Genomic DNA, 24,120 nt, shown 5'->3' with positions numbered 1-24,120 from the left:
CGCATTCGGCGTTCCCAGGTGTAGGGACTAGACTCGCCGCGGTCTGTACAGGACGTGAGAATCCGCCTCCACTCCGGCGCCCCTCGTGCCGAGTCGGAGGCCAATGGGAAGGTCACACACCGTGGTTTACGCAGCAGCGGGCGGCGGGGGAGTCGGCGGTCTCACGCCGATCCTCATGATCGCCCTGCTCTTCGGCGTCATGTACTTCATGATGATCCGCCCCCAGCAGAAGCGGCGGCGCGAGGCCGAGTTCATGCAGTCCGCGCTGGCCCCGGGTGACGAGGTCGTCACCATCGGCGGGCTCTACGGCACCGTCACCGGTGTGGACGACGACACCGTGCTGCTGGAGGTCGCCCCCGGCGTCCAGACCCGCTACGCCCGGCCGGCCATCGCCCGGGTGGTCAACCAGGCCGAGCGCGCCGAGTCCACCGAGCCGGTCACCGAGGAAGTGGCGGACGCCGTCAAGGAGTGAACCCCCGCCCGCCCTCCTGTCGGGGCGGCGGGCGGAACGCGACAACTGAACAGGTGGGCCGACATCCGACGCCGGCACGCGCCCCGACCGACGCCCGAGTGGCGGCGGTACGCCGTGCCGACCGGTGGGTGCCGGTCCCGGAGAGCATGTCGGCCCGGACCCCGGCCCGACATTCGCCGCCGCCGCGTCGGCGGCGCGACCGTTACAGGGAGACAGGACAGCCGTGGCACCACCTCAGGGACAGATGCGCCCCGGGCGGCAGCTCGCCGTACTCGGGCTCATCTTCGTCGTCCTCTATCTTTTGGTGTTCTTCTCGGGCGGTGCCAGCGGCGGCTGGAAGGACCGGTTGGAGCCCCGGCTCGGCCTGGATCTGATCGGCGGCACCCGGCTGACGCTGGAGGCCACCAACAGCCTCGACGGCAAGCCCCCGACCTCGCAGAACCTGGAAGAGGCGCGCCAGATCATCGAGAGCCGGGTCAACGCCTACGGCGTGGCGGAGGCCGAGGTGGTCACCGAGGGCAACCGGAACATCGTCATCTCCCTGCCCGGTGAGAACCGCGACCTGAAGGACGTCGGCAGCGCCGCCGAGCTGCGCTTCCGCAAGGTGCTCAAGGGCGCGGACGGCAGCGGCGCGGTCACCGCCCCGGCGGCCACCCCGACCCCCGCTCCCTCCGGCAGCGCCGCGCCGGCGCCGTCGGGCAGCGCGTCGCCGAAGCCGTCGGGCAGCGCCGCCCCCAAGGCGACCTCCTCGCCGAGCGCCGGCGGTCAGGGCGGCGGCGCCGCCGCGCCGAGCGCCAGCGCCACTCCCTCCGCCCCGGCCGCCTCGCCGAGCGCCCCGGCCGCCTCGCCGAGCGCCAGCGCCGCCCCGGTGCCGCAGAGCATCCAGGAGCAGCGCACGGCCATCGAGAAGAAGGTGGGACCGGACGCCTGGGCCGCCGCGAGCGGCCTGCAGGCCCCGGCCGACCTCACCGCCGACCCCGCCCTGGCGGAGAAGCTCAAGTCGTTCGGCGCGCTCTCCCCGCAGGAGATCGCGGTGCTCACGCCGCAGATGCAGTTCAACGTCCCGACCATCACCTGCGCCCAGCTGGACAAGCGTCCGGCCGCGTCGATCAAGGACGAGAAGCAGCAGGCGGTCGCCTGTGAGGACGGCGCCGCCAAGTACCTGCTCGACGTGGCGAAGGTGGTCGGCACCGACGTCGACGACGCCAACGCCGTGCTCGACCAGACCAGCGCGTGGGTGGTCAGCCTGAACTTCACCAGCAAGGGCCAGGAGAGGTGGACGAACCTGACCCGCGAGGCGTTCACCAACGAGGGCGGCGCCTGCGACCAGACCGCGCTCGGCCAGGACGGCAAGTGCCGGGTGGCGGTCGTGCTCGACAACAAGATCGTCTCCTCCCCGGAGATCCAGGGCGTGCTCACCGGCGACTCCCAGATCACCGGCAACTTCAACAGCACGGACGCGAACGCGCTGGCCGGTCAGCTGCGCTACGGCGCGCTGCCGGTGACCTTCGTGCCGCAGGAGCAGCAGAACGTCACCGCCACCCTGGGCGACAGCCACCTGCGGGCCGGCCTGCTCGCCGCCGGCATCGGCCTGCTGCTGGTCATCGTCTACTCGTTCTTCTACTACCGCCTGCTCGGCTCGGTGATCTTCCTGAGCCTGGTGCTGTCGGCGCTGCTGGTCTTCGGTGCGCTGGTGGTGCTCGGCCGGTCGATCGGCTTCACCCTCACCCTCGCCGGCATCGCCGGCATGATCGTCTCGCTCGGTGTGGCGGCGGACTCCTTCGTCATCTACTTCGAGCGGCTCAAGGACGAGATCCGGGAGGGGCGCAGCCCGCGCAGCGCGGTGCCGCGCGCCTGGATCCGGGCCCGCCGGACGATCATCTCGGCGAACGCGATCACGCTGATGTCCGCCGTGGTGCTCTACGTCGTCTCGGTCGGCACGGTGAAGGGCTTCGCCTTCGCCCTCGGCCTGGCGACCGTGCTCGACCTGATCGTGGTCTTCCTCTTCCGGCACCCGATCATGACGATGTTCGCCCGCACCCGGGCGTTCCTGTCCCCGCGGGTCAGCGGTCTCGGCCGGGCCCTGCCGGCCCGGTCGGCCGAGCAGGACACGCCCCGCACCCCGCGCGTCAAGGAGGCCTGAGATGGCTAAGAGTGGTCTCGCGAGCCGGCTCTACCGCGGTGAGGCCGGGCTCGACATCGTCGGCCGGCGCAAGCTGTGGTTCGGCGTGGCCGGCGCGCTGGTGCTGATCGCGGTGCTCAGCTTCGCGGTGCGCGGCTTCAGCCTCGGCATCGAGTTCGCCGGTGGCAACTCGTTCCAGGTCCCGGCCAGCGTCGGCACGCTGGACCGGGCCGAGGAGCAGGTCAACGCGGCGCTGGCCGCCGAGGGCGGCGGCGCCCAGGTGGTGACCGCGCAGAAGGTCGGTGGCCCCGGCGGCGAGTACTACGAGATGCGGACGTCGCAGCTCAGCGTCGAGCAGGTCACCGCGGTGAAGACCGAGATGGCGCGCGGGTTCGGCATCAACGTCGACCAGATCAGCGGCAGCCAGGTCAGCGAGGCGTGGGGCAGCCAGGTGACCTCCCGGGCGCTGCTCGGCCTGATCATCTTCGTCGCGGTGGTGGCGATCTACCTGATCCTGCGCTTCGAGTGGCGGATGGCCGCCGCGGCGATCAGCTCGCTGTTCATGAACCTGATCCTCACCGCCGGCATCTACTCGATGGTCGGCTTCGAGGTCACCCCGTCGACCATCATCGGCTTCCTCACGATCTTGGGCTTCGCGCTCTACGACGTGGTGGTGGTCTTCGACAAGGTGCAGGAGAACACCCGCGGGATCACCGCGAACAGCAACCAGACGTACGGCGAGGCGGCCAACCTGGCGCTCAACCAGAGCCTGATGCGGTCGCTGAACACCTCGGTGGTCGCCCTGCTCCCGGTCGGCGGCCTGCTCTTCATCGGTGCCGGCCTGCTCGGCGCGGGCACCCTGAAGGACCTCGGCCTGGTGCTCTTCGTCGGTATGGCGATGGCGTTCCTGACCTCGATCCTGCTGGCCACCCCGCTGCTGGTGCTGCTGAAGAACTACGACCCGCGGATCCAGGCGCACACCAAGCGGGTGCTGGCCCGGCGGGGTGCGCTCGCTCGCGGCGAACTCGCCCCGAAGGGCGCGCCCCGCGCGGCCGACGGCGACGACGAGCCGATCGACCCCGAGGCGGCGGCCCTGGCGGGCGCGGCGCCGAAGGTGGGGGCCCGCCCCGCCGGCAAGCGCGCGACCGGCGCCCGGGGCGGCCGCCCCAGCGGTGGCGGAGGCAACCGGCCCGGTGGCGCCAAGCGGCGCTGACCGATCCGGGGACACCCGGTAGGAATCATCCCGACGGCGTCCTTCATGCTGTGCGAGCGGCATGGAGGACGCCGTCGTCGTTGGAGGGAGCACCGTGACGGAGACCCACAGCATCGGGGTACGGGGGGACAGCGGCCCGGAGGTCGCCCGGCTGGTGGCCAGCCGGGTGCTGGACGTGCCGGACTTCCCCAAGCCCGGCGTCATGTTCAAGGACCTGATGCCGCTCTTCGCCGACGGTGACGTGTTCCGCGAGGTGATCGACGGGATCGTCGAGTACCACGGGCGTGACTCGTTCGACATCGTGGTCGGCATCGAGGCCCGCGGCTTCGTGATCGCCGCCGCCATCGCGTACGCCACGGGGATCGGCGTGGTGCCGGTGCGCAAGGCCGGCAAGCTGCCCCGCGCCGCGTACTCGGCCTCCTACGCCCTGGAGTACGGCGAGGCGACGCTGGAGGTGCACCAGGACGCCTTCACCGCCGGCCACCGGGTGCTGGTGGTCGACGACGTGCTGGCCACCGGCGGCACCGCCGAGGCCACCCTCGATCTGGTCGAGCGGGCCGGCGGCACGGTGGCCGGTTTCACCGTCCTGCTGGAGTTGGGCTTCCTGGGGGGCCGCAAGAAGCTCTCCGGCCGCCCGGTCCATGCCCTGCTGACCGTTTGACCCCCGACGCCGTCGGACGGACCCGGTGCGGACCGTCCGGCGGAGCGGCACCGCACCCACCGTGCGGGTAGCATTGCCCTTTGCTGACCGGGCGGGTCCCCCGTCCGTCGGCGAAGGACCAGACCGGCCGGCGCACGGTCGGTATTTTCCGGCGAGCGGTGAGGAGGCCGGTGTCCCACGATGTCGTCCCTCCGGTGGAGGGCACGGTGCACCCGACAGGCGACGCTGACGGCTCGGTGACCGACCGGAAGAGTAACCCGCCGACCCGGGTGGCGGGCGCCGTCGACGGTGCCCTGTCCGAGGCCGCCCTGTCCGAGGCCGTCGACGCCGGCGCGACCGTGGCGCCGCTGCCGACCGACGGCGATCCCTCGCCGAGCGGGGGTTTCGCCCTCTCCAACGCGCCGACCGGCCGCCGGGTGCGGGCCCGGCTGGCCCGGTTCAACGCGCCCTGGCAGAGCTCGCAGGTCAGCGAGGTTCTGGAACCGCTGATCGCCACCCACCGGGAGAACCACCCCAAGGCCGACGCGCGGCTGCTCCAGCGTGCGTTCGACACCGCCGCCCGCTGGCACTCGGGTCAGTACCGCAAGTCCGGCGACCCGTACATCACCCACCCGCTGGCCGTGGCCACCATCCTGGCCAACCTGGGCATGGACACCACCACCCTGGTCGCGGCGCTGCTGCACGACACGATCGAGGACACGGAGTACACCCTCGACCAGATGCGCGCGGACTTCGGCCCGGAGGTCACCCTCCTGGTCGACGGGGTGACCAAGCTCGACAAGGTCAAGCTCGGCGACGCGGCCAAGGCGGAGACCATCCGCAAGATGGTCGTGGCGATGGCCAAGGACCCGCGGGTCCTGGTGATCAAGCTGGCCGACCGGCTGCACAACATGCGCACCCTGACCTTCCTGCCCCGCCCCAAGCAGGAGCAGAAGGCCAAGGAGACGCTGGAGATCCTGGCCCCGCTGGCCCACCGCCTCGGTATGAACACCATCAAGTGGGAGCTGGAGGACCTCGCCTTCGGCACGCTGTTCCCGAAGCGGTACGAGGAGATCAACCGGCTGATCGGGGAGCACCAGCCGCAGCGCGAGGCGCTGCTGCGCCAGGTGACCCGGAAGGTCTCGACCGACCTCAAGGCCGCCAAGATCAAGGCGGCGACCACCGGCCGGCCGAAGCACCTCTACTCGATCTACCAGAAGATGATCGTGCGGGGTCGCGACTTCAACGACATCTACGACCTGGTGGGGGTGCGGATCCTGGTCGACACGGTGCGGGACTGCTACGCGGCGCTGGGGGTCATCCACGCCAACTGGCAGCCGGTGCCGGGCCGGTTCAAGGACTACATCGCCATGCCCAAGTTCAACATGTACCAGTCGTTGCACACGACGGTCATCGGGCCCACCGGCAAGCCGGTGGAGATGCAGATCCGCACCTACGCGATGCACCGCACGGCCGAGTTCGGCATCGCCGCGCACTGGAAATACAAGGAGCACAAGGGCACCCAGATCGTGGGTCCGCCGGCGCACATCGACGAGATGACCTGGCTGCGCCAGCTGCTGGACTGGCAGCGGGAGGCGGCCGACCCGAGCGAGTTCCTCGACGCGCTGCGCTTCGACCTGTCCAGCCAGGAGGTGTACGTCTTCACCCCCAAGGGTGACGTCATCCCGCTGCCGACCGGCTCGACGCCGGTGGACTTCGCGTACGCGGTGCACACGGAGGTCGGGCACAAGTGCATCGGGGCGCGGGTCAACGGCAAGCTGGTGCCGCTGGAGTCGACGCTGTCCAACGGCGACGTGATCGAGATCTTCACCTCGAAGTCCGACACGGCCGGCCCCACCCAGGACTGGCTGGGCTTCGTCAAGAGCCCGCGCGCCCGCACGAAGATCCGCCAGTACTTCAACAAGGAGCGGCGCGAGGAGGCGATCGAGGCCGGCAAGGACGCCATCGTCAAGGCGATGCGCAAGCAGGGCATGCCGCTGCAGCGGATGCTCACCTCCGACAACCTGATGGCGATCGCCCGGGACCTGCACCTGGCCGACGTCGCCTCGCTCTACGCGGCGGTCGGCGACAGCCAGGTCTCCGCCCAGTCGGTGGTGCAGAAGCTGATGGCCACCTACGGCGGCGAGGAGGGCGCGGCGGAGGACATCGCCGAGACCGCCGTCGCCACCCGGCCGCCGCGCAGCCGGCAGAGCAGCAGCGACCCGGGCGTCGTGGTCCGGGGCGTCAGCGACGTCTGGATCAAGCTGGCCCGCTGCTGCACCCCGGTGCCGCCGGACGCGGTCTTCGGCTTCGTCACCCGCTCCGGCGGGGTCAGCGTGCACCGTGACGACTGCGCCAACGCCGAGGACCTGCGGGCGCAGGCCGAGCGGGTGGTCGAGGTCAGCTGGAAACTCACCTCCGCCTCGACGTTCCTGGTCGCCATCCAGGTCGAGGCGCTCGACCGGCACAAGCTGCTCGCCGACGTCACCCGGGTGCTCTCCGACGAGCGGGTCAACATCCTCTCCGCCACCGTCACCACCACCCGCGACCGGGTGGCGGTGAGCCGGTTCAGCTTCGAGATGGCCGACCCGAAGCACCTGGGCCACCTGCTGGCCGCGGTCCGCAAGGTCGACGGCGTCTTCGACGCGTACCGGGTCACCTCCGGGGCCTGAGACACAACGGGAAGCGCCCGCCGGCTGCGGCCGGCGGGCGCTTCGTCGTACGGGTGGGGGTCAGCCCTGGATGTCGCTCATCGCCAGCTTGGTGATGACGACCTCCTTCTTGGGGTGGCCGCCCCCGGCCTGCTGGGCGAAGGCCTTGTCGTCGCCGGCCGCCGCGACCTGCTTGACCAGGTCCATGCCGCCGGTGATGGTGCCCAGCACGGTGTAGTTCGGGTCGAGCTGCGAGTCGCCGTAGACGATGAAGAACTGGCTGCCGGTGCTGCCCGGCTGGCCGGAGTTGGCCATCGCGATGACGCCGTCCGGGTAGGCGGGGCGCTTGTCGGTCGGCAGGTTCTCCTCGGCCAGGTTGTAGGCCGGGCCGCCGGTGCCGTCGGTCTCCCGCCAGCCCTTGCCGGTGGCGCTCGGGTCGCCGCACTGGAGCACCTTGATGCCCTCGGTGACCAGGCGGTGGCACTTGCTGTTGTCGAAGAAGCCCTTGCTGGCCAGGTGGGTGAAGCTGCCCGCGGTGCAGGGCACCGCCGCGCGGTCGATCTTGGCGGTGATCGGGCCCAGGTTGGTGTCGATCGTCATCGTCTGGCTGCCGGTGTTCTTCTGCTGGGCGGGGGGCAGCCCGACATCCTTGATCTGCGGGGTCCGGCCCTCCTTCGGCGCCTCGGTGTACGCGCACTGCACGTAGCCCGGGCTGTCGGCCGCGGTGTTCTGCGTGGTGTCGTCGTCGCCACCGAGGGTCGTCGCCAGCCAGACGCTGCCGGCGACCACGAGCAGCAGGACCGCACCGGCCCCGACGATCGCCTGCGTCTGCCGGCGCTTGCGGGCCTTGGCCCCGCGCTCGGCCATCTCCCGCTCGAGTCGGGCCCGCGCCGCCGCGCGCTGCCGCTCTCTCGTGGACGTCACGGTCACTCCTCCTGGACTGTCTGGCGCGGTCGCTGCCGCATACGGGTCTGTCCGGCTCAGCCGGCGTTGGGGCTGGCCGACGGGGCGCCGGAAGCCGGGCTCGTCGGCGCCGGGCCGGCCGTGGTCGGCTCGCCGACGGTGAGCTTCTGGAGCACCACGTCGGTCGTCGGCTTGACCTTGGCCCCGGTCCCATTGTCCACGGTCGGCAGGGCACCGATCTTCTCGACCACGTCGAGCCCGCCGGTGACCCGGCCGATGACCGGGTACGTCGGCTTGGCCGGGTTGAAGTCCTTGAAGAAGACGAGGAACTGGCTGCCGTTGACGCCCGGCGGGTTCGCGATCATGGCGATCGTGCCCTTCGGGTACGCCGGCGGCTCGCCCGGGGCCGGGCTGGCCGAGGGGCTCGCCTCGGGCGCGGTGGGGACGTTCTCGTCGTAGAAGGAGTACGTCGGGCCGCCCAGGCCGGTGCCGCTGGGGTCGCCGCAGCGCAGCGCCCCCTCGGCGGTGATCTCGTGGCACGTGGTGTTGTCGTAGAACGAGCGGGTCGCCAGGTGGGCGATGCTCGCCGCGGCGCACGGGGCGCCGGCCAGGTCCAGCTCGGCCGTGATCGGGCCGCCCTGGTTGGTGTTGATCGTCATCGGCCGGGTGCCCGAGGTGGGCAGGCCGGTGGTGGCCGGGGTGCCGACGTCCTTGAGGTTGGTGTTGGCGCTGGCGTCCTGCGGCGTCCAGAGGCAGACGTCCTGGGCGTCCTTCTGCGCCGGGTCGCGGTCGAACGCGCCCAGCGCCCACGCCGATCCGACCACGATCAGCGCCAGCACGACGGCGGCGCCCACCCCGGCCTGGATCTGCCGGCGCCGCCGGGTGGCGGCGGCCCTCCGGGCCAACTGCCGGTCGAGCTTCTCCCGTGCCAGCTTGCGCTGCCGGTCCCTGCTGGAAGCCACCCGTGCTCCCCTTCCTTTGCCCTGGTCGTCACCGGCGGTCGGGCCGCTCGCGTCCTCGCGTTCGCAGGTGCGCCACGCCACACGCCCGCCAGAGTGTACGGGTAGCCGCTGTGAAAGTGGTGTACGAGGTCCGGGCTGGATTTATCGGAGTGCGTCACTGTGCCGGGCGGGGTGGACGGGACGGGTGGGTCACGGATATCGGCTCGCGGCTGCGGCTAGGCTGCGGTGGGGACGACGAACCGACGGAAGGGGAGCGGACGTGCTCGTTGCCGGCTTTCCCGCGGACGCCTTCGGCACCAACTGCTACGTGGTGGCGACCGCGCCGGGGGAGCAGTGCGTGGTGGTCGATCCGGGCATCGGGGTGCTCGACCGGCTCGACGCCGTGCTCGCCGAACACCGTCTGCACCCGGCCGCCGTGCTGCTCACCCACGGCCACCTCGACCACACCTTCTCGGTGGCGCCGGTCTGCGGCGCGCGTGGCATCCCGGCGTACGTCCACCCGGACGACCGGGAGTTGCTCGCCGACCCGTCCAAGGCGCTCTCGATGGACCTCACCCAGCTCTTCGGCGGCCGGCTGCCGTACGCCGAGCCGGACGACGTGGCCGAGCTGACCGACGGGGCGATCCTGACCCTGGCCGGGCTGGAGATAACCGTCGACCACGCCCCCGGCCATACCGGCGGGTCGGTGCTGTTCCGGATGCCCGGCGCCGGCTCGCCCTGGGAGGCCGAGCAGATCTGCCTCTCCGGTGACGTGCTCTTCGCCGGCTCGATCGGCCGCACCGACCTGCCGGGCGGCAGCATGCCCCGGATGCTGACCAGCCTGCGGGAGAAGGTCCTTCCGCTGGCGGACGACACGGTCGTCCTGCCCGGCCACGGCCCCGCGACCACCATCGGCCGCGAGCGCGCGACCAACCCGTACCTCGCCGAGGTGGCGGGGGACGGCGCCGGGCGCCCGGCCGCGCCCACCCGCGGCCTGTAGCCGCATCCACGACCTCCCCGCGCGGTCCGCGCGGTGCCCAAGGAGTCACGCCATGAGCAAGCCCACGCCGATCTCCGGCTTCCCCGAATGGACCCCGGCGCAGCGGATGATCGAGCAGTTTGTGCTTGATCGGATCCGCGCCACCTTCGAGCTGTACGGCTTCGCGCCGCTGGAGACCCGCTCGGTGGAGCCGCTGGATCAGTTGCTGCGGAAGGGGGAAACCGCAAAGGAGGTCTACGTGCTGCGCCGGCTGCAGGCCGACACCGACGGCCCGGCCGGCGACGACGCGCTCGGCCTGCACTTCGACCTGACCGTGCCGTTCGCCCGGTACGTGCTGGAGAACGCCGGCAAGCTGCAGTTCCCGTTCCGCCGCTACCAGATCCAGAAGGTGTGGCGGGGCGAGCGGCCGCAGGAGGGGCGCTACCGCGAGTTCCTCCAGGCCGACATCGACATCGTCGACCGGGACACCCTGCCCGCGCACTACGAGGCGGAGATGCCGCTGGTGATCGGCGACGCGCTGCGCTCGCTGCCGATCCCGCCGGTGCGTATCCAGGTCAACAACCGCAAGATCTGCGAGGGCTTCTACCGGGGGATCGGGCTGACCGACCCGGAGGCGGCGCTGCGCGCGGTCGACAAGCTCGACAAGATCGGCCCGGCGAAGGTCGCGGAGCTGCTGGCCGAGACGGCCGGGGCGAGCGAGGCGCAGGCCAAGGCGTGCCTGGCGCTGGCCGAGATCTCCGCGCCGGACGCCTCCTTCGCCGACGCGGTGCGCGCCCTCGGGGTGACCGACCCGCTGCTCGACGAGGGGATCGAGGAGTTGGTCGCGGTGGTGGAGACCGCCGCCGCGCACTCGCCGGGGCTCTGCGTGGCCGACCTGCGCATCGCCCGCGGCCTGGACTACTACACCGGCACCGTGTACGAGACGCAGCTGCTGGGTTACGAGCGGTTCGGCTCGATCTGCTCCGGCGGCCGCTACGACAACCTGGCCAGCTCGGGGAACGTCAGCTTCCCGGGGGTGGGCATCTCGATCGGGGTGACCCGGCTGCTCGGGCTGCTTTTCGGCGCCGACGCCCTCTCGGTCTCCCGTACCGTGCCGACCTGCGTGCTGGTCGCGGTCACGAGTGAGGACGTCCGCCCGGCGAGCAACCGGGTCGCCGAGGCGTTGCGCTCCCGGGGTGTGCCGACCGAGGTGTCGCCGAGCGCCGCCAAGTTCGGCAAGCAGATCCGGTACGCCGAGCGGCGCGGCATCCCGTACGTCTGGTTCCCGGGTGCCGACGGCGCGGGCGACGAGGTGAAGGACATCCGCTCCGGCGAGCAGGTCGCCGCGGCGGCGGGGGAGTGGACCCCGCCCCGCGAGGACCTGAAGCCGCTGGTCAGCTGACGCATTACTGGCGCGTACGGCCGCGGGGCCCTACGGTAGCGTAAGTTACGCCACCGTAGGGAGAGACGCGCATGACCACCACCCCGCTGAGCCAGACCGCCCTGCTCCTCGAACTCGAAGCCGTGGTGGAGAAGAACCTCGACCGGCACCTGTCGATCGCCAAGGAGTGGTTCCCGCACGAGTACGTCCCGTGGGGCGAGGGGCGCACCTTCGACGGGCCGCTCGGCGGCGAGGCCTGGGCGGAGTCGGACTCGACCATCCCCGAGGTGGCCCGTACCGCGCTGATCGTCAACCTGCTGACCGAGGACAACCTGCCCTCGTACCACCACGAGATCGCGACGCTCTTCGGCCGGGACGGGGCGTGGGGCACCTGGGTGCACCGGTGGACGGCCGAGGAGGGGCGGCACGGCACCGCCATCCGCGACTACCTGACGGTGACCCGGGCGGTGGACCCGGTGGCCCTGGAACGGGCCCGGATGACCCACATGTCGGCCGGCTACGAGAACGTGCACGGCGACGAGGTGCTGCACTCGCTGGCGTACGTGTCGTTCCAGGAGCTTGCCACCCGGATCTCGCACCGCAACACCGGCCGGGTCACCGGCGACCCGGCCTGCGAGGCGCTGCTGGCCCGGGTGGCCGCCGACGAGAACCTGCACATGGTCTTCTACCGCAACCTGCTCGGGGCGGCCTTCGAACTGGCCCCCAGCCAGGCGATGCGGGCGGTCGCCGACGTGGTGGCCGACTTCCAGATGCCCGGCGTCGGCATCGAGGGCTTCGCCCGCAAGTCGGTGGCGATCGCCCTGGCCGGCATCTACGACCTGCGCCTGCACCGCGACGAGGTGGTGGTGCCGGTGCTGCGCCAGTGGGACGTCTTCAACGTCACCGGCCTGGACGCCGACGGCGAGGCCGCCCGCGACCAGATCGCCGGCCACCTCGACGACCTGGAGCGGGGGGCGTCCCGCTTCGAGGAGAAGCGCGCCGCCCGCGAGGCCCGCCTCGCCGCCCGCCCCTGACACCCCCACCCCACCCCCACCCCGGGATGCGCGCTCTTTCACTGAGAGAGTGGCTATGGCGGGTCGAATGGCCACACTTTCTCTGAAAGTGCGCGCTCCTCGGGGCGGGGGAGGGACTACCAGCCGAAGCCGTTGGCGTACGAGACGCTGGCCAGCACCGCCTGGCCGCTGGTGTTGGGGTGGAAGTAGTCCCAGGTGGAGACCTGGCTCAGCGCGAACGGGTAGTTGAACACCACGTTGTCGTCGAAGTCGCAGTTCGCGCCGTACGCGGTGCAGGCCTGGGCGAGCTGGGTGTTGTAGTCGATCACGCGCTGCCGGACGCGGGCCCGGCGGTCCACGTCGGTCTGGCTGGTCGAGGTCGGGTTGGCCAGCATGGACTGGCAGATGCCGAACAGCGACCAGGCGGAGCGGGCGCTGCCGCTGTCCTTGCCCACGTACCAGAGCCGGTAGATGTCCGGGATGCTGATCACGGCGACCCGGGCGTCGGGCAGACCGGCCTTGATCCGGTTGAGCGCGCTGTCGATGTTGGCGCGGAACGTGGTTACCGAGGTCATGGTGGATTCCGAGCCGGTGCAGGCGTCGTTGGCGCCGATGAGCATCGTGACGTACTCGACGCCCTGGCCGACCGCGGTGCCCGCCTGGCCGTACATGTCGGCGGACCTGGCGCCGGTCTTCGCGTCGTTGAGGTTGCGGCCCTGGATGTTCGGGTTGACCGCGCGGATCCGCAGGTAGTGACTGTTCACGGTGGCGTGGTCGCCGGTGCTGAACGACCGCGACGTGCAGTCGACGTACCAGCCGCAGGCGTTGAAGCCGCGGGTGATCGAGTCGCCCAGACTGGCCATCGAGTTCGGCGGCGGGCTGGCGGCGGCGACGGCGGGGGTGGCGGCGAGCAGGACGAGGGCGGTGGCGCTGGCGAGGGAGGCCAGCGCGCGTCGGACGAGGGTCATGGTGGCCTCCGGACCACGGGGTGCCGGCGTGCTGCGGTGGCCAGATGGTATAGGCGACGGTCTGTGTCCACAATGTTGCGTACTGATCACTTTCCCGGCGGGGTAAATTCGGGCAAAGCGCTGCCTTGCGCAGGATCTTAAATATGTGAATACTTTGGTCACTCGGCCGGTTCCCCCAGGTCGGCCGAGCTGTCCTCGGGCGCGTTCGTATGACGGCGCCCGTCACCCCCTCCTTGGAGGTTGTTACATGCGACCCACGAGGTCCTCGCTCCGCCGTGTCGCCGCTGTCGCCATGGCCGGAACCCTGGCCACCAGCGCACTGCTGGGCGCACCCGCCCAGGCGGCCCCCGCCTCGCCCGCGTCCCCCGACGCCGCCGCCACCCTGGCGGACCGGTTGGGCGACCGCTCCGCGGGCGTGTACGCCGACGCCAGCGGCAAGATGATCGTCACCGTCACCGACCAGGCCGCCGCCGCCGAGGTCCGCGCCGCCGGCGCGACGCCGAAGCTGGTGAAGCGGGGCAAGGCCGAGCTCAACCGGGCGATCGCCGACCTGGACCGGACCGCCCGGATCCCGGGCACCGCGTGGTGGACCGACCCGACCACCAACGAGGTCGTCATGTCCGTGGACAGCACCGTCACCGGCGCCAAGCTGGCGCAGGTGAAGGCTGCGGTGGCGCGGCAGAACGGCGCCGTCCGCCTCATCTCCGAGGCCGGCACGCTGGGCAAGCTGATCTCCGGCGGTAACGCGATCTACGCCGGTGGCGGCGGTCGCTGCTCGCTCGGCTTCAACGTCCGCAGCAGCTCCGGCGTCTACTACTTCCTGACCGCCGGGCACTGCACCAACATCTCGTCGAGCTGGTACAGCAACTCCGCGCAGACCGCGTACCTCGGCGCCCGCGCCGGCACCAGCTTCCCGGGCAACGACTACGGCATCGTGAAGTACAGCAGCCAGACCGCCCAGCCGGGCAACGTGTACCTCTACAACGGCGGCTACCAGGACATCACCACCGCCGGCAACGCGTACGTCAACCAGTACGTGCAGCGCAGCGGCAGCACCACCGGTCTCCGCGGCGGTTACGTGACGGCCACCAACGCCACGGTGACCTACGCCGAGGGCAGCGTCTACGGCCTGATCAAGACCACCGTCTGCGCCGAGCCGGGCGACAGCGGTGGCTCCCTCTTCGCCGGCAGCACCGCGCTGGGCCTCACCTCCGGCGGCAGCGGCAACTGCTCCTCCGGCGGCACCACCTACTTCCAGCCGGTCACCGAGGCGCTGAGCGTCTACGGCGTCAGCGTCTACTGATCGACCCCTCGTGAGCGGGCCGCCGGGCGACCGGCGGCCCGCTCCGCGCGTACCGGCGGCCGGGCTCCGCCGATCGGCGGACCGAGCGGCCCGACCGGGGTACGTACCGCCCGGTGAACGCCCCCGCGACACCCGCCGCCGAGGCGCCCGCGTCCGCCTGGGCGCCGCTGCGCCTCGCCGCCTTCCGCAGTCTGTGGCTGGGCGTGCTGGCCAGCAACGCCGGGACCTGGATGCAGACCGTCGGCGCCCAGTGGCTGCTGGTCGACGCCCCCAACGCGTCCACCCTGGTGGCGCTGGTGCAGACGGCGAGCATGCTGCTCGTACTGCTGCTCACGCTGCCGGCCGGGGCGCTCGCCGACACCTTCGAACGGCGCCGACCAGGCGGTGGAGGAGCGCGCCCGGGGGCTCACCGAGGGGCCGGTGCGGGTGCACCACCTGCTGCCCGCCGACCCCGCCTGAGGGCCAGCACCACCAGCAGCGGGCAGAGCGCCTCCGCGCCGGCGGCCACCCGCTCGGCCAGACCGATCCGGGCGCCGCCGGTGGTCAGCTCCACCGCGAACCAGCCGACCAGGGCCAGCAGCAGCGCCGCGGCGGCCGTACCCCGGCGGGCCGACAGGCCGGCGGCGCCGGCGGGCTCCCGGCGCCGGTGCGCGGCGAGGGCCGGCCAGAGCGCCAGCGCACCGAACGCGACCGCGGCGCTGAGGCCGTGCGGGGTGGAGGATCCCCGCTGCGCCGGCAGCGGAAAGGCCGCCACGGCGAGGGTGGCGATCCCGCCGAGGGCGAGCAGCAGCCGGCCGGCGGGCCGCAGCGGGCGCAGCCCGGCCGCGGTCAGGCAGTGGCACAGTCCCAGGCCGAGCAGGCCGACGGTCATGATCCCGCGGTCCGCGGCGCCGCGCGCCGCGAGTGCGCTGATCGTGCCGCCGATCTGGTCGAAGCCGCCCGGCTGGCGGGCCGCCGCGAGGGTCCAGCCGCCGACCAGGAAGACCGGGGCGGCGGCCGAGGAGAGCAGGGCCCAGCCGGGTACGACGCGCACCCGCCACACCGTACGCGGGCCGGACCGCGACCGCCGGTGCCGCCGGTGGTGGCAACCGCGCCCGGTGGCATCGGGTGACCGGGCCGCCTGACAGAATGCGGAGGGCAGAGGTGTACCGCAGATGAGGAGACGCAAGTCGTGATCCGTACCCATGACGCCGGCAGCCTGCGCGCGACGGACGCCGGCACCACGGTGACGCTCGCCGGGTGGGTGGCCCGCCGGCGCGACCACGGCGGTGTCATCTTCGTCGACCTGCGCGACGGCTCCGGCGTGGTCCAGGTGGTCTTCCGTGAGGAGGACGCGCACGCGCTGCGCAACGAGTTCTGCGTCCGGGTCACCGGTGAGGTGACCCGCCGCCCGGAGGGCAACGAGAACCCGGAGCTGCCCACCGGCGAGATCGAGGTGACCGCCGCCGAGCTGGAGGTGCTCTCCGAGGCGGCCCCGCTGCCGCTGCCCGTGGACGACCAGGTCGAGGCCGGCGACGACATCCGGCTCAGGTACCGCTACCTGGACCTGCGCCGCAGCGGCCCGGCGAAGGCGATGCGGCTGCGCTCGCGCGCCAACCAGCTCGCCCGGGCCGTGCTGCACGAGCGGGACTTCCTGGAGATCGAGACCCCGACGCTGACCCGGTCCACCCCCGAGGGTGCCCGCGACTTCCTGGTGCCGGTCCGGCTCCAGCCCGGCAGCTGGTACGCCCTGCCGCAGTCGCCGCAGCTGTTCAAGCAGCTGCTCATGGTCGGCGGCATGGAGCGGTACTACCAGATCGCCCGCTGCTACCGCGACGAGGACTTCCGCGCCGACCGGCAGCCGGAGTTCACCCAGCTCGACATCGAGATGTCCTTCGTCACCGAGGACGACGTGATCGACCTCGGCGAGGCGATCGTCTCGGCGCTCTGGAAGGACCTCGCCGGGCACGAGATCTCCCGGCCGATCCCGCGGATCACCTGGCACGACGCGATGGCCCGGTACGGCTCCGACAAGCCGGACCTGCGCTACGGCGTCGAGCTGACCGAGCTGACCGACTACCTGCGCGGCACCGAGTTCCGGGTCTTCGCCGGCGCGATCGACGCCGGCGGGTACGTCGGCGCGGTGGTCATGCCCGGCGGTGCGGCGCAGAGCCGCAAGGAGCTGGACGGCTGGCAGGACTGGGCCAAGGCGCGCGGCGCGCGCGGCCTGGCGTACGTGGTGCTCGACGCCGAGACCGGCGAGGCGCGCGGCCCGGTGGCGAAGAACCTCTCCGCCGCGCACCTGGGCGGGCTCGCCGACGCGGTCGGCGCCAAGCCCGGCGACGCTGTCTTCTTCGCCGCCAGCACCGACACCCGCGAGGCGCAGGAACTGCTCGGCGCGGCCCGGATCGAGATCGCCAAGCGGGCCGGGCTGGTCGACGAGAGCGCCTGGGCGTTCTGCTGGGTGGTCGACGCGCCGATGTTCGAGAAGACGGACGAGGGCGGCTGGACGGCCGTGCACCACCCGTTCACCTCCCCGAACGCCGAGTGGGTCGACAAGTTCGAGGAGGCCCCCGACCGGGCGCTGGCGTACGCGTACGACATCGTCTGCAACGGCAACGAGATCGGTGGCGGCTCGATCCGTATCCACCGGGGCGACGTGCAGAAGCGGGTCTTCGACCTGCTCGGCATCACCCCCGAAGAGGCGCAGGACAAGTTCGGCTTCCTGCTGGAGGCGTTCAAGTACGGCGCCCCGCCGCACGGCGGCATCGCGTTCGGCTGGGACCGGGTCTGCATGCTGCTCGCCGGCGCGGACTCCATCCGGGAGGTCATCGCCTTCCCGAAGACCCGGGGCGGCTTCGACCCGCTGACCGGCGCGCCCACGCCGATCACCGCCCAGCAGCGCACCGAGGCCGGCATCGACGCCAAGCCCAAGGCCCCGACAGGCGCGCACGCCGGTACCGCCGGCCCGGCCGCTCCGGTGGCCGACCCCGTCTGAGGCGGGCACCCGTCACCGAGAGGTCTGCGCCATCATGGCGCAGACCTCTCGGTCGTTTTCGGAGAGACGGGGGACGTGATGACGCTGCTCGTGGTGGGGGCCGGTGGCTTTCTGGGCGGGGAGATCTGCCGGCGTGCGGTCGCGGCGGGCCGGCCGGTGGTGGGGACGTGGCACGCCAACCCCGTCGACCTGCCCGGTGTCACGCTGCGGCAGCTCGACGTGACCGACCGGGAGGGGGTGCGTCGGTTGGTCGCGGTGGTGCGTCCCGACGCGGTGGTCGGCACCCCGTACCGCAACGACGACTGGGCGGTCACCGCGGACGGGGCGGCGAACATCGCGTACGCGGCGGCCGAGGCGGGGGCGCGGCTGGTGCACGTGTCCAGCGACGCGCTGCACGCCGGGCGGGCGACGCCCTACCTCGACGACGAGTTGCCCACCCCGATCCACTTCTACGGCGCGGCGAAGGCGGCGGCCGAGACCGCCGTACGGGCGATCGACCCGGCCGCCGTGCTGGTGCGGACCTCGCTGATCGTGGGGGAGGGGAGCAAGCAGATCCAGCTCTGCCGGGACGCGCTCGCCGGCCGGGCCACCCTGTTCACCGACGAGCTCCGCTGCCCGGTCGACGTCACCGACCTGGCCGACGCCGTCCTCGAACTGGTCGACGGCGATCACGCCGGCCCGCTCAACGTGGCCGGCCCGGACCCGGTCAGCCGGGCCGGGCTCGGGCTGCTGGTGGCCCGCCGGTTCGGGCTGGACCCGGCCGGCATGAAGACCACCACGAGTACGGCGGCCGGGCTGGTCCACCCCACCGACGTCCGGCTGGACTCCGCCCGCGCCGCCGGGCTGCTCCGTACCCGGCTGCGCGGCGTCACCGAACTCCTGGCCGCCTGACCCGGCCCGACCGGGCTTCCCCGCCGATGCGTACTTCTCATGCACAACTATTGTGCACAGAAGTTGTGCAGAGATATTGTGCATGCATGGAGACCGACGACACCGAGGCCCGGTCCGCGCCCCGCGCGGTGCGGATCGACCACCGGCAGGTCCGGGTGCTCGCCCACCCGCTGCGGATGCGCCTGCTCGGCGCGCTGCGCGTGCGGGGCCCGGCCACCGCCACCGCCCTCGCCGAACTGCTCGGCACCAACACCGGTGCCACCAGTTACCACCTGCGGCAGCTCGCCGAGGTGGGGCTGGTGGTCGAGGACCCGGACCGGGGCAGCGGACGGCAGCGCTGGTGGCAGGCGGCGCACGACGTCACCAACTGGGAACCCACCGACTTCGACGACGACCCCGACGCCCGGGCGGCGATCCAGTGGATCCAGGGCGACCAGGTGCGCCTGCTCGTCGAGCATGCCGAGCGGTGGTTCGCCGTGGAGCACGAGTGGTCGCCGGCCTGGCGGGACGCCCTCGGCATGGGCGACGTCTTCATGAGCATCCCGTCGGCCCGGCTCGAGGCCCTCAAGGCGGACGTGTGGCAGGTCCTGGAGCGGTACCGCGCCGAGTCGGACCCGCCCGAGCCCGGCGCCGAGCAGGTGCAGGTCTTCCTCGCCGCCTACCCCCTGCTGGAGGAGTACCGATGAGCGCGCTGACCGTACGCCAAATCCGGTTCCGCTACCTCACCCTCTACGGCCTGCGCTGGCTGCCCAGCGGCCTGATGATCCCGGTCATGATCCTGCTGATGCAGGAGCGCGGCCTTTCGCTGCCGCAGATCGGCCTGGTAGCCACCGCGCAGGGGCTGGTCGTGCTGGTGCTGGAGCTGCCCACCGGCGGGCTCGCCGACGCGCTCGGCCGCCGGCCAATGCTCGCCGTCGCCTGGACGGTCAACCTCGGCTCGCTGGCCCTCTTCGCGGTGGCCGACTCGTTCGTCCTGTTCTTCCTGGCCGGCGCGTTGCAGGGGGTCTACCGGGCGCTGGACAGCGGCCCGTTGGAGTCCTGGTACGTCGACGCCACCCTGGCCGCCGACCCCGCCGCCGAGTACGAGCGCGGCCTGGGGTACGCCGGCACCGTCATCGGTGTCGCCATCGCGGCCGGCGCGCTCCTCAGCGGTGGCCTGATCGCGCTCGGACCGGTCGGCCCGGTCAGCGCGCTCACCGGGCCGGTGCTGGTCGCGCTCGTCCTCCAGGTGGTCGCCCTGGCCGCCCTGCTGGCGTTGCTGGCGGAGGTCAGGCCGGCCCGGGGCGCCGGCGCGCTGCGTACCTCGGTCGCCGAGGCGCCCCGGATGGTCGGCCAGGCGATCGGGCTGCTGCGCCGCTCCCGGGTGCTCCTCGCCCTGGTCGCGGTGGAGCTGTTCTGGGGCTTCGGGATGTTCACCTTCGAGTCGCTGCTGCCGGTCCGCCTCGCCGAGGTGGTCGGAGACGCCGACCGGGCCGCCGCGCTGCTCGGCCCGGCCAGCTCGGTGGCCTGGCTGGCGAACGCGGCCGGCGCGGCGGCCACCCCGTTGCTGCTGCGGTGGCTGGGGGCCGCGCCCAGCGCCGCGCTGCTGCGGATCCTCCAGGGCGTCACCGTGGTCGGGATGGGGGTGTTCGCCGGCCCGGTCGGGGTGCTCGTCGCCTACCTGGCGTGCTACACCGTGCACGGTGCCTCCAACCCGCTGCACATGGGCCTGCTGCACCGGCAGGTCGACGGGCCGTACCGGACCAGCGTCATCTCGCTGAACTCGATGATGGCCCAGCCCGCCGGGGCGCTCGGCGCGGTGGTGCTCGGAACGGTTGCCGGCGCGGCCGGCGTCAGCACCGCGATGCTGGTCGGCGCGGTGGTGCTGGCCATGGCCGCCCCGCTCTACCTGCCCGCCTGGCGTGCCGGCCGAGCCGCGACCGGGGCCGGGGCCGGGGGAGGGGCCGCGACCGGCGAGCGCGTCCCATCGATCGGTCCGGCCGCGCCGGTAGCCGCGCCAGCCACCTCGACCGCCGATCCGGTCGCGCCGCCGACCGGCCCGAACGCCGACCTGCCCGTCAGCGGGACGCGGTGACCGCCCCGGAGCGCGGCTCAGCCGAGGTGGACGGAGCTGCGGGCCGCGCTGCCGGTGTAGCCGAGCCGGCGGTACAACCGGAGCGCCCCGACGTTGTCGGTGTAGACGCCGAGCGCGACGTGGTCGTACCGGGCGGACAGGGCGCGGGTCATCCCGGCGGTCAGCGCCGCCCCGAGCCCCCGCCCGCGCCGGTCGGCCGCCACCGTGAGGCCGGCCAGGAAGCCGACGTCCCCCCGGGTGCGGTCCGCCCCGCACGCCACCAGGCGGTCGCCGTCGCGGATGCCGTACCAGTCGACGATCCGGGGGTCGCCGGGGCGGGAGGTGGTGGTCGGGAAGGACTCGTCGATCAGCTCCGCCAGCGCCGGGTGGTCGGCCTCGGTGAGGCGTACCACCCGCTCCTCCTCGGGCTGCGGGGGTGGGGGCGCGGTGGTCCACAGGAAGTCCCAGTCGTCGAGCCGCGCCGCGGTCAGTCGCCCGGCCAGCTCCTCCCGCGTCGTCCGGGGCAGGTGCAGCCACTGGCCGGCGCGCAGTTCCCCGGCCGTCACCAGGCCGGCGAAGACGTCCACCGCCGGTCCGGGCGGGCCGAGCGCGCCGCCGGCCGGCCCCTGCTCCGGGGGCAGCAGCCAGCCCACGGTCCCGTCCCGCCGCCAGCCGCGCGGCTCGTGGCCGCGCCAGAGCGCGTGCCGGGCGTACGGGTGGTGTCCGGCAGCGGCCAGCAGCGCGTCCCGACCCGCCAGGACCTGGTCGGCAATGATCATGTCGCCAGCCTACGAGAGGAACGGCCGTGGCCGACCGGCTGGTGGGGCTCGGCACGCTGGTCGTGGACAGCCCCGTCCACCGCCGGGGCGAGATCGGCTACGTGATCCACCCCGACCACTGGGGTCAGGGCCTCGGGACCGAGGTCGCCGGCCTGCTGCTGCGCCTCGGGTTCGGGCGGGTGGGGCTGCACCGGGTCGAGGCCACGACCCGGCCCGACCACCCCGCTTCCTGGCGGGTGCTGGAGAAGGTCGGGATGCGGCGGGAGGGGATCAGCCGCGACCACCTCCTGGTCCGCGGTCGCTGGTGGGACTCCGTGCGGTACGCGATCCTGGCCACCGACCCGCCCGCCCGGCCCGGATCGCTCCACTCTGGGATTGACGAACAGACCGATTGGGTACATCCCGCGTCGACCTACTGGGAACCCCCACCGGAGGACACCGAGATGCTCGCCATCCTCGCCGCGATCGTGTTCGGCTTCGCGCTGCTGCTCGACCTGCTGAACACCAACTTCGGCGCGCCCGACCTGTTCAACTGGAACACCCTCGCGCTGATCGGCCTGTTGCTGCTCTCGCTCCATCTCGCCGGGGTCGGCAGCGGTGGCGGCGGCCGCTGGTACCGGCGTCGGCGGCCGGGTCGCGGCTGACCGCGACCGATCAGGACGGGTCCGGTCCACGGCGCGATTCCGGCGTCGCGGACCGGGCCCGGTACTGTCTTCCTGATGGAATCGGACGCCCTCTTCTCCCTCGGTGAACCCGCCGCGGCGCCCAGCGCCCCCGCGGGTCCGAGCGGTGTCGACGGCTTCACGGCGGTCGGGGATGATTCACCCCTGCCCGTCCGGATGCGCCCCGCGAGCATCGACGAGCTGGTCGGGCAGGACCACCTGCTCGCGCCCGGTGCGCCGCTGCGTCAGCTGGTCGGCGGCGGGGCCCCGATGTCGGTCATCCTCTGGGGGCCGCCGGGCAGCGGCAAGACCACCATCGCCCACCTGGTGGCCCGGGCCACCGACCGCCGGTTCGTCGCCATGTCGGCGCTCTCCGCCGGGGTCAAGGACGTCCGGGCGGTCATCGACACCGCCCGCCGGCAGCGCCGCGCCGGCGGTCCGCAGACCGTGCTCTTCATCGACGAGGTGCACCGGTTCAGCAAGACCCAGCAGGACTCGCTGCTCGCCGCGGTGGAGGACCGCACGGTCACCCTGCTGGCGGCGACCACGGAGAACCCGTACTTCTCGGTCATCTCCCCGCTGCTGTCGCGCTGCGTGCTGCTCACCCTCCAGCCGCTGGACGACGCGGCCGTGCGCGGCCTGCTGCGCCGCGCGGTCACCGACCAGCGCGGCCTGGGTGGCGCGCTCACCCTGGACACCGAGGCCGAGGACCACCTGGTACGCCTCGCCGGCGGCGACGTGCGCAAGGCGCTGACCGCGCTGGAGGCCGCGGCCGCCTCGGCGATGGCCACCGGCGCCGGCCGGATCGACCTCGTCACCACCGAGCAGGCGGTCGACGTGGCGGCCGTGCGCTACGACCGCGACGGTGACGCGCACTACGACGTGACCAGCGCCTTCATCAAGAGCATGCGCGGCTCGGACGTGGACGCGGCGCTGCACTGGCTGGCCCGGATGCTGGTCGCCGGCGAGGACGCCCGGTTCATCGCCCGCCGGTTGGTGATCTTCGCCAGCGAGGACGTCGGGATGGCCGACCCGACCGCGCTGGGCGTGGCCACCGCCGCCGCCCACGCCGTCGAGTACGTCGGCCTGCCCGAGGCCCAGCTCAACCTGGCCCAGGCGGTGATCCATCTGGCCACGGCCCCGAAGTCGAACTCGGCCACCACCGCGATCGGGGCGGCGATCGCCGACGTGCGGGCCGGCCGGGGCGGCCCGGTGCCGCGCGGGCTGCGCGACGCCCACTACGCCGGCGCGCGCGGGCTCGGGCACGGCACGGGATACCGCTACCCGCACGACGACCAGCGCGGGGTGGTCACCCAGCAGTACGGCCCCGACGATCTCGTCGGGACCGACTACTACCGGCCCAGCGGGCACGGCGCGGAGCGGTCGGTGGCCGCCCGGCTGCCACTGCTGCGCCGGATCGTCCGGGGGTTGTCCGCCCCGGCGTCGCGCTCCGACGAACCGACGCCGGTGGCGGTGAACGGCCGCCACCCGTCGGGTACGGAGCACGCCGGTGGGGCGGATGAAGACGGCGGGGCCGTCGGGGAGGGTCAGCAGTGACATCGCGTGGTGGGGAGCGACCGCAGGACGGTCCCGACGAGCGGCGCGACTCCCGCGCCAAGGGACGCCGCTGGGGCCGGGGGCGGGCCGAGGAGCCGCCGCCGGAGCCGGCCGGCGAGGAGTTCGGCTGGATCGACGACCTGCGTACCGCCAAGCAGCAGCGGGCCGAGCTCGGCCCGGACGGCGAGCCGTCCAGCCCGACGCCCCCCGGCGACCGTGGTCCGGCCGTGCCGCCCGCGGGTCCCCGTCCCGGGCCGGGCGCACCCCGCCCGGACGGCCCGCCGCCCGCCGGGCCGCGAGCCGACGCGCCACCACCCGGCCGTGGGGCCGGCCCGCGCGCCGACGTGCCCCCCGCACCCGGCGGTGCCCGCCCCGGCCCCGGTGGGCCGCGTCCGGACGGCGGCCCGTCGCGCCCCGGTCCGGTCGTCGGTCCGGGCCCGGAGGGCCCACGCCCGGCCCGCGCGGACGGACCCCCGCCCGGACGCCCCAGCGGTCCGCAGGCCACCCCACCGGTACGCGGCGGCTGGCCCGCCGCCCCCGAACACCGCCCCCGCCCGGGTGAGGGGGCCTGGCAGGCCCGGGCGCACCCCGCCCGCCGGGCCGGCCCAGGCCCCC

Annotated in this window: 20 protein-coding genes and 3 pseudogenes; 18 read left to right on the top strand and 5 right to left on the bottom strand. The window is 73.0% G+C overall.

The window, feature by feature from the left end:
* Positions 1–121 precede the first annotated feature (121 nt).
* From yajC to AB0I41_RS27160, 5 genes are all read left to right on the top strand, one after another.
* Positions 122–472, top strand: coding sequence for a preprotein translocase subunit YajC (gene yajC / locus AB0I41_RS27180; protein ID WP_357113170.1), 351 nt, complete (start codon positions 122–124; stop codon positions 470–472).
* A 223-nt stretch (positions 473–695) separates the two neighbouring features.
* Positions 696–2,615: a protein translocase subunit SecD gene (gene secD, locus AB0I41_RS27175; protein ID WP_357113166.1), complete on the top strand. Its 1,920-nt coding sequence runs from the start codon at positions 696–698 to the stop codon at positions 2,613–2,615.
* 1 nt (position 2,616) lies between these two features.
* Positions 2,617–3,807: a protein translocase subunit SecF gene (gene secF / locus AB0I41_RS27170; RefSeq protein ID WP_357113164.1), complete on the top strand. Its 1,191-nt coding sequence runs from the start codon at positions 2,617–2,619 to the stop codon at positions 3,805–3,807.
* A gap of 94 nt (positions 3,808–3,901) precedes the next feature.
* On the top strand, positions 3,902–4,468 hold the full coding sequence (locus AB0I41_RS27165) for an adenine phosphoribosyltransferase (protein ID WP_357113161.1): 567 nt from the start codon (positions 3,902–3,904) through the stop codon (positions 4,466–4,468).
* 194 nt (positions 4,469–4,662) lie between these two features.
* The gene (locus tag AB0I41_RS27160) at positions 4,663–7,119 is read left to right on the top strand and encodes a bifunctional (p)ppGpp synthetase/guanosine-3',5'-bis(diphosphate) 3'-pyrophosphohydrolase (protein ID WP_357113217.1); all 2,457 of its coding nucleotides are present in this window, start codon (positions 4,663–4,665) and stop codon (positions 7,117–7,119) included.
* A gap of 60 nt (positions 7,120–7,179) precedes the next feature.
* Here the strand turns inward: AB0I41_RS27160 and AB0I41_RS27155 are convergent, their stop codons facing one another.
* Both AB0I41_RS27155 and AB0I41_RS27150 read right to left on the bottom strand, forming a co-directional pair.
* Positions 7,180–8,022 (bottom strand): peptidylprolyl isomerase, encoded by an 843-nt coding sequence (locus tag AB0I41_RS27155; RefSeq protein WP_357113159.1) that lies wholly within the window; start codon positions 8,020–8,022, stop codon positions 7,180–7,182.
* A 56-nt stretch (positions 8,023–8,078) separates the two neighbouring features.
* A complete protein-coding gene (locus tag AB0I41_RS27150) occupies positions 8,079–8,963 on the bottom strand; it encodes a peptidylprolyl isomerase (RefSeq protein ID WP_357113156.1) in 885 nt (294 codons plus the stop codon).
* A gap of 259 nt (positions 8,964–9,222) precedes the next feature.
* Here AB0I41_RS27150 and AB0I41_RS27145 point away from each other — a divergent pair, with 259 nt between their 5' ends.
* From AB0I41_RS27145 to AB0I41_RS27135, 3 genes are all read left to right on the top strand, one after another.
* The gene (locus tag AB0I41_RS27145; protein WP_357113154.1) at positions 9,223–9,942 is read left to right on the top strand and encodes an MBL fold metallo-hydrolase; all 720 of its coding nucleotides are present in this window, start codon (positions 9,223–9,225) and stop codon (positions 9,940–9,942) included.
* A gap of 52 nt (positions 9,943–9,994) precedes the next feature.
* Entirely contained in the window at positions 9,995–11,323 is a 1,329-nt protein-coding gene (gene hisS, locus AB0I41_RS27140) for a histidine--tRNA ligase (protein ID WP_357113152.1), read from the top strand.
* Between the two features lie 71 nt (positions 11,324–11,394).
* Positions 11,395–12,336: an acyl-ACP desaturase gene (locus AB0I41_RS27135; RefSeq protein WP_357113149.1), complete on the top strand. Its 942-nt coding sequence runs from the start codon at positions 11,395–11,397 to the stop codon at positions 12,334–12,336.
* 116 nt (positions 12,337–12,452) lie between these two features.
* Here AB0I41_RS27135 and AB0I41_RS27130 read toward each other — a convergent pair whose 3' ends face one another.
* Positions 12,453–13,283 (bottom strand): SGNH/GDSL hydrolase family protein, encoded by an 831-nt coding sequence (locus AB0I41_RS27130; RefSeq protein WP_357113146.1) that lies wholly within the window; start codon positions 13,281–13,283, stop codon positions 12,453–12,455.
* 247 nt (positions 13,284–13,530) lie between these two features.
* On the opposite strand from AB0I41_RS27130, the gene AB0I41_RS27125 reads away from it, so the two are divergent.
* Both AB0I41_RS27125 and AB0I41_RS27120 read left to right on the top strand, forming a co-directional pair.
* Positions 13,531–14,586 (top strand): S1 family peptidase, encoded by a 1,056-nt coding sequence (locus AB0I41_RS27125; protein ID WP_357113144.1) that lies wholly within the window; start codon positions 13,531–13,533, stop codon positions 14,584–14,586.
* 113 nt (positions 14,587–14,699) lie between these two features.
* Positions 14,700–14,951, top strand: a pseudogene (locus AB0I41_RS27120) (MFS transporter); the annotation flags it as partial.
* 41 nt (positions 14,952–14,992) lie between these two features.
* On the opposite strand, the gene AB0I41_RS27115 reads toward AB0I41_RS27120, so the two are convergent.
* A complete protein-coding gene (locus AB0I41_RS27115; protein ID WP_357113141.1) occupies positions 14,993–15,619 on the bottom strand; it encodes a DUF998 domain-containing protein in 627 nt (208 codons plus the stop codon).
* 138 nt (positions 15,620–15,757) lie between these two features.
* On the opposite strand from AB0I41_RS27115, the gene aspS reads away from it, so the two are divergent.
* The 4 genes from aspS to AB0I41_RS27095 all read left to right on the top strand — a co-directional run bounded on the left by aspS (position 15,758) and on the right by AB0I41_RS27095 (position 20,528).
* Positions 15,758–17,563 (top strand): aspartate--tRNA ligase, encoded by a 1,806-nt coding sequence (gene aspS / locus AB0I41_RS27110; protein ID WP_357113138.1) that lies wholly within the window; start codon positions 15,758–15,760, stop codon positions 17,561–17,563.
* 78 nt (positions 17,564–17,641) lie between these two features.
* A complete protein-coding gene (locus AB0I41_RS27105) occupies positions 17,642–18,454 on the top strand; it encodes a sugar nucleotide-binding protein (protein WP_357113135.1) in 813 nt (270 codons plus the stop codon).
* A gap of 86 nt (positions 18,455–18,540) precedes the next feature.
* Positions 18,541–19,140: a helix-turn-helix domain-containing protein gene (locus AB0I41_RS27100; RefSeq protein ID WP_357113133.1), complete on the top strand. Its 600-nt coding sequence runs from the start codon at positions 18,541–18,543 to the stop codon at positions 19,138–19,140.
* Positions 19,137–20,528, top strand: a complete 1,392-nt coding sequence (locus tag AB0I41_RS27095) for an MFS transporter (protein ID WP_357113130.1) — start codon at positions 19,137–19,139, stop codon at positions 20,526–20,528. Before AB0I41_RS27100 ends, AB0I41_RS27095 begins: the two co-directional genes overlap by 4 nt.
* A 17-nt stretch (positions 20,529–20,545) precedes the next feature.
* On the opposite strand, the gene AB0I41_RS27090 is transcribed toward AB0I41_RS27095, so the two are convergent.
* The gene (locus AB0I41_RS27090; RefSeq protein WP_357113128.1) at positions 20,546–21,286 is read right to left on the bottom strand and encodes a GNAT family N-acetyltransferase; all 741 of its coding nucleotides are present in this window, start codon (positions 21,284–21,286) and stop codon (positions 20,546–20,548) included.
* A 26-nt stretch (positions 21,287–21,312) separates the two neighbouring features.
* On the opposite strand from AB0I41_RS27090, the pseudogene AB0I41_RS27085 reads away from it, so the two are divergent.
* The 4 genes and pseudogenes from AB0I41_RS27085 to AB0I41_RS27070 form a co-directional block, all read left to right on the top strand.
* Positions 21,313–21,534: pseudogene (locus tag AB0I41_RS27085) on the top strand (GNAT family N-acetyltransferase); the annotation flags it as partial.
* 195 nt (positions 21,535–21,729) lie between these two features.
* Positions 21,730–21,930, top strand: a complete 201-nt coding sequence (locus tag AB0I41_RS27080) for a hypothetical protein (RefSeq protein ID WP_357113215.1) — start codon at positions 21,730–21,732, stop codon at positions 21,928–21,930.
* 75 nt (positions 21,931–22,005) lie between these two features.
* Positions 22,006–23,505: a replication-associated recombination protein A gene (locus AB0I41_RS27075; protein WP_357113126.1), complete on the top strand. Its 1,500-nt coding sequence runs from the start codon at positions 22,006–22,008 to the stop codon at positions 23,503–23,505.
* Positions 23,502–24,120: pseudogene (locus AB0I41_RS27070) on the top strand (hypothetical protein); the annotation flags it as partial. The gene AB0I41_RS27075 and the pseudogene AB0I41_RS27070, both read left to right, overlap by 4 nt.

Origin of the sequence: Micromonospora sp. NPDC050200 (genome assembly GCF_040656135.1) — a bacterium.
GTDB lineage: Bacteria > Actinomycetota > Actinomycetes > Mycobacteriales > Micromonosporaceae > Micromonospora.
The sequence above is the reverse complement of the archived record's forward strand: the minus strand, read 5'-3'. Positions and strand labels throughout refer to the sequence as shown.

Bases quoted from the DNA above. Each gene is read 5' to 3' on its own strand.
- secF (WP_357113164.1), top strand. From the start codon at position 2,617: ATGGCTAAGAGTGGTCTCGCGAGCCGGCTCTACCGCGGTGAGGCCGGG.
- hisS (WP_357113152.1), top strand. From the start codon at position 9,995: ATGAGCAAGCCCACGCCGATCTCCGGCTTCCCCGAATGGACCCCGGCG.
- AB0I41_RS27135 (WP_357113149.1), top strand. From the start codon at position 11,395: ATGACCACCACCCCGCTGAGCCAGACCGCCCTGCTCCTCGAACTCGAA.
- AB0I41_RS27130 (WP_357113146.1), bottom strand. From the start codon at position 13,283: ATGACCCTCGTCCGACGCGCGCTGGCCTCCCTCGCCAGCGCCACCGCC.
- AB0I41_RS27125 (WP_357113144.1), top strand. From the start codon at position 13,531: ATGCGACCCACGAGGTCCTCGCTCCGCCGTGTCGCCGCTGTCGCCATG.
- AB0I41_RS27105 (WP_357113135.1), top strand. From the start codon at position 17,642: ATGACGCTGCTCGTGGTGGGGGCCGGTGGCTTTCTGGGCGGGGAGATC.
- AB0I41_RS27100 (WP_357113133.1), top strand. From the start codon at position 18,541: ATGGAGACCGACGACACCGAGGCCCGGTCCGCGCCCCGCGCGGTGCGG.
- AB0I41_RS27095 (WP_357113130.1), top strand. From the start codon at position 19,137: ATGAGCGCGCTGACCGTACGCCAAATCCGGTTCCGCTACCTCACCCTC.
- AB0I41_RS27090 (WP_357113128.1), bottom strand. From the start codon at position 21,286: ATGATCATTGCCGACCAGGTCCTGGCGGGTCGGGACGCGCTGCTGGCC.
- AB0I41_RS27080 (WP_357113215.1), top strand. From the start codon at position 21,730: ATGCTCGCCATCCTCGCCGCGATCGTGTTCGGCTTCGCGCTGCTGCTC.
- AB0I41_RS27075 (WP_357113126.1), top strand. From the start codon at position 22,006: ATGGAATCGGACGCCCTCTTCTCCCTCGGTGAACCCGCCGCGGCGCCC.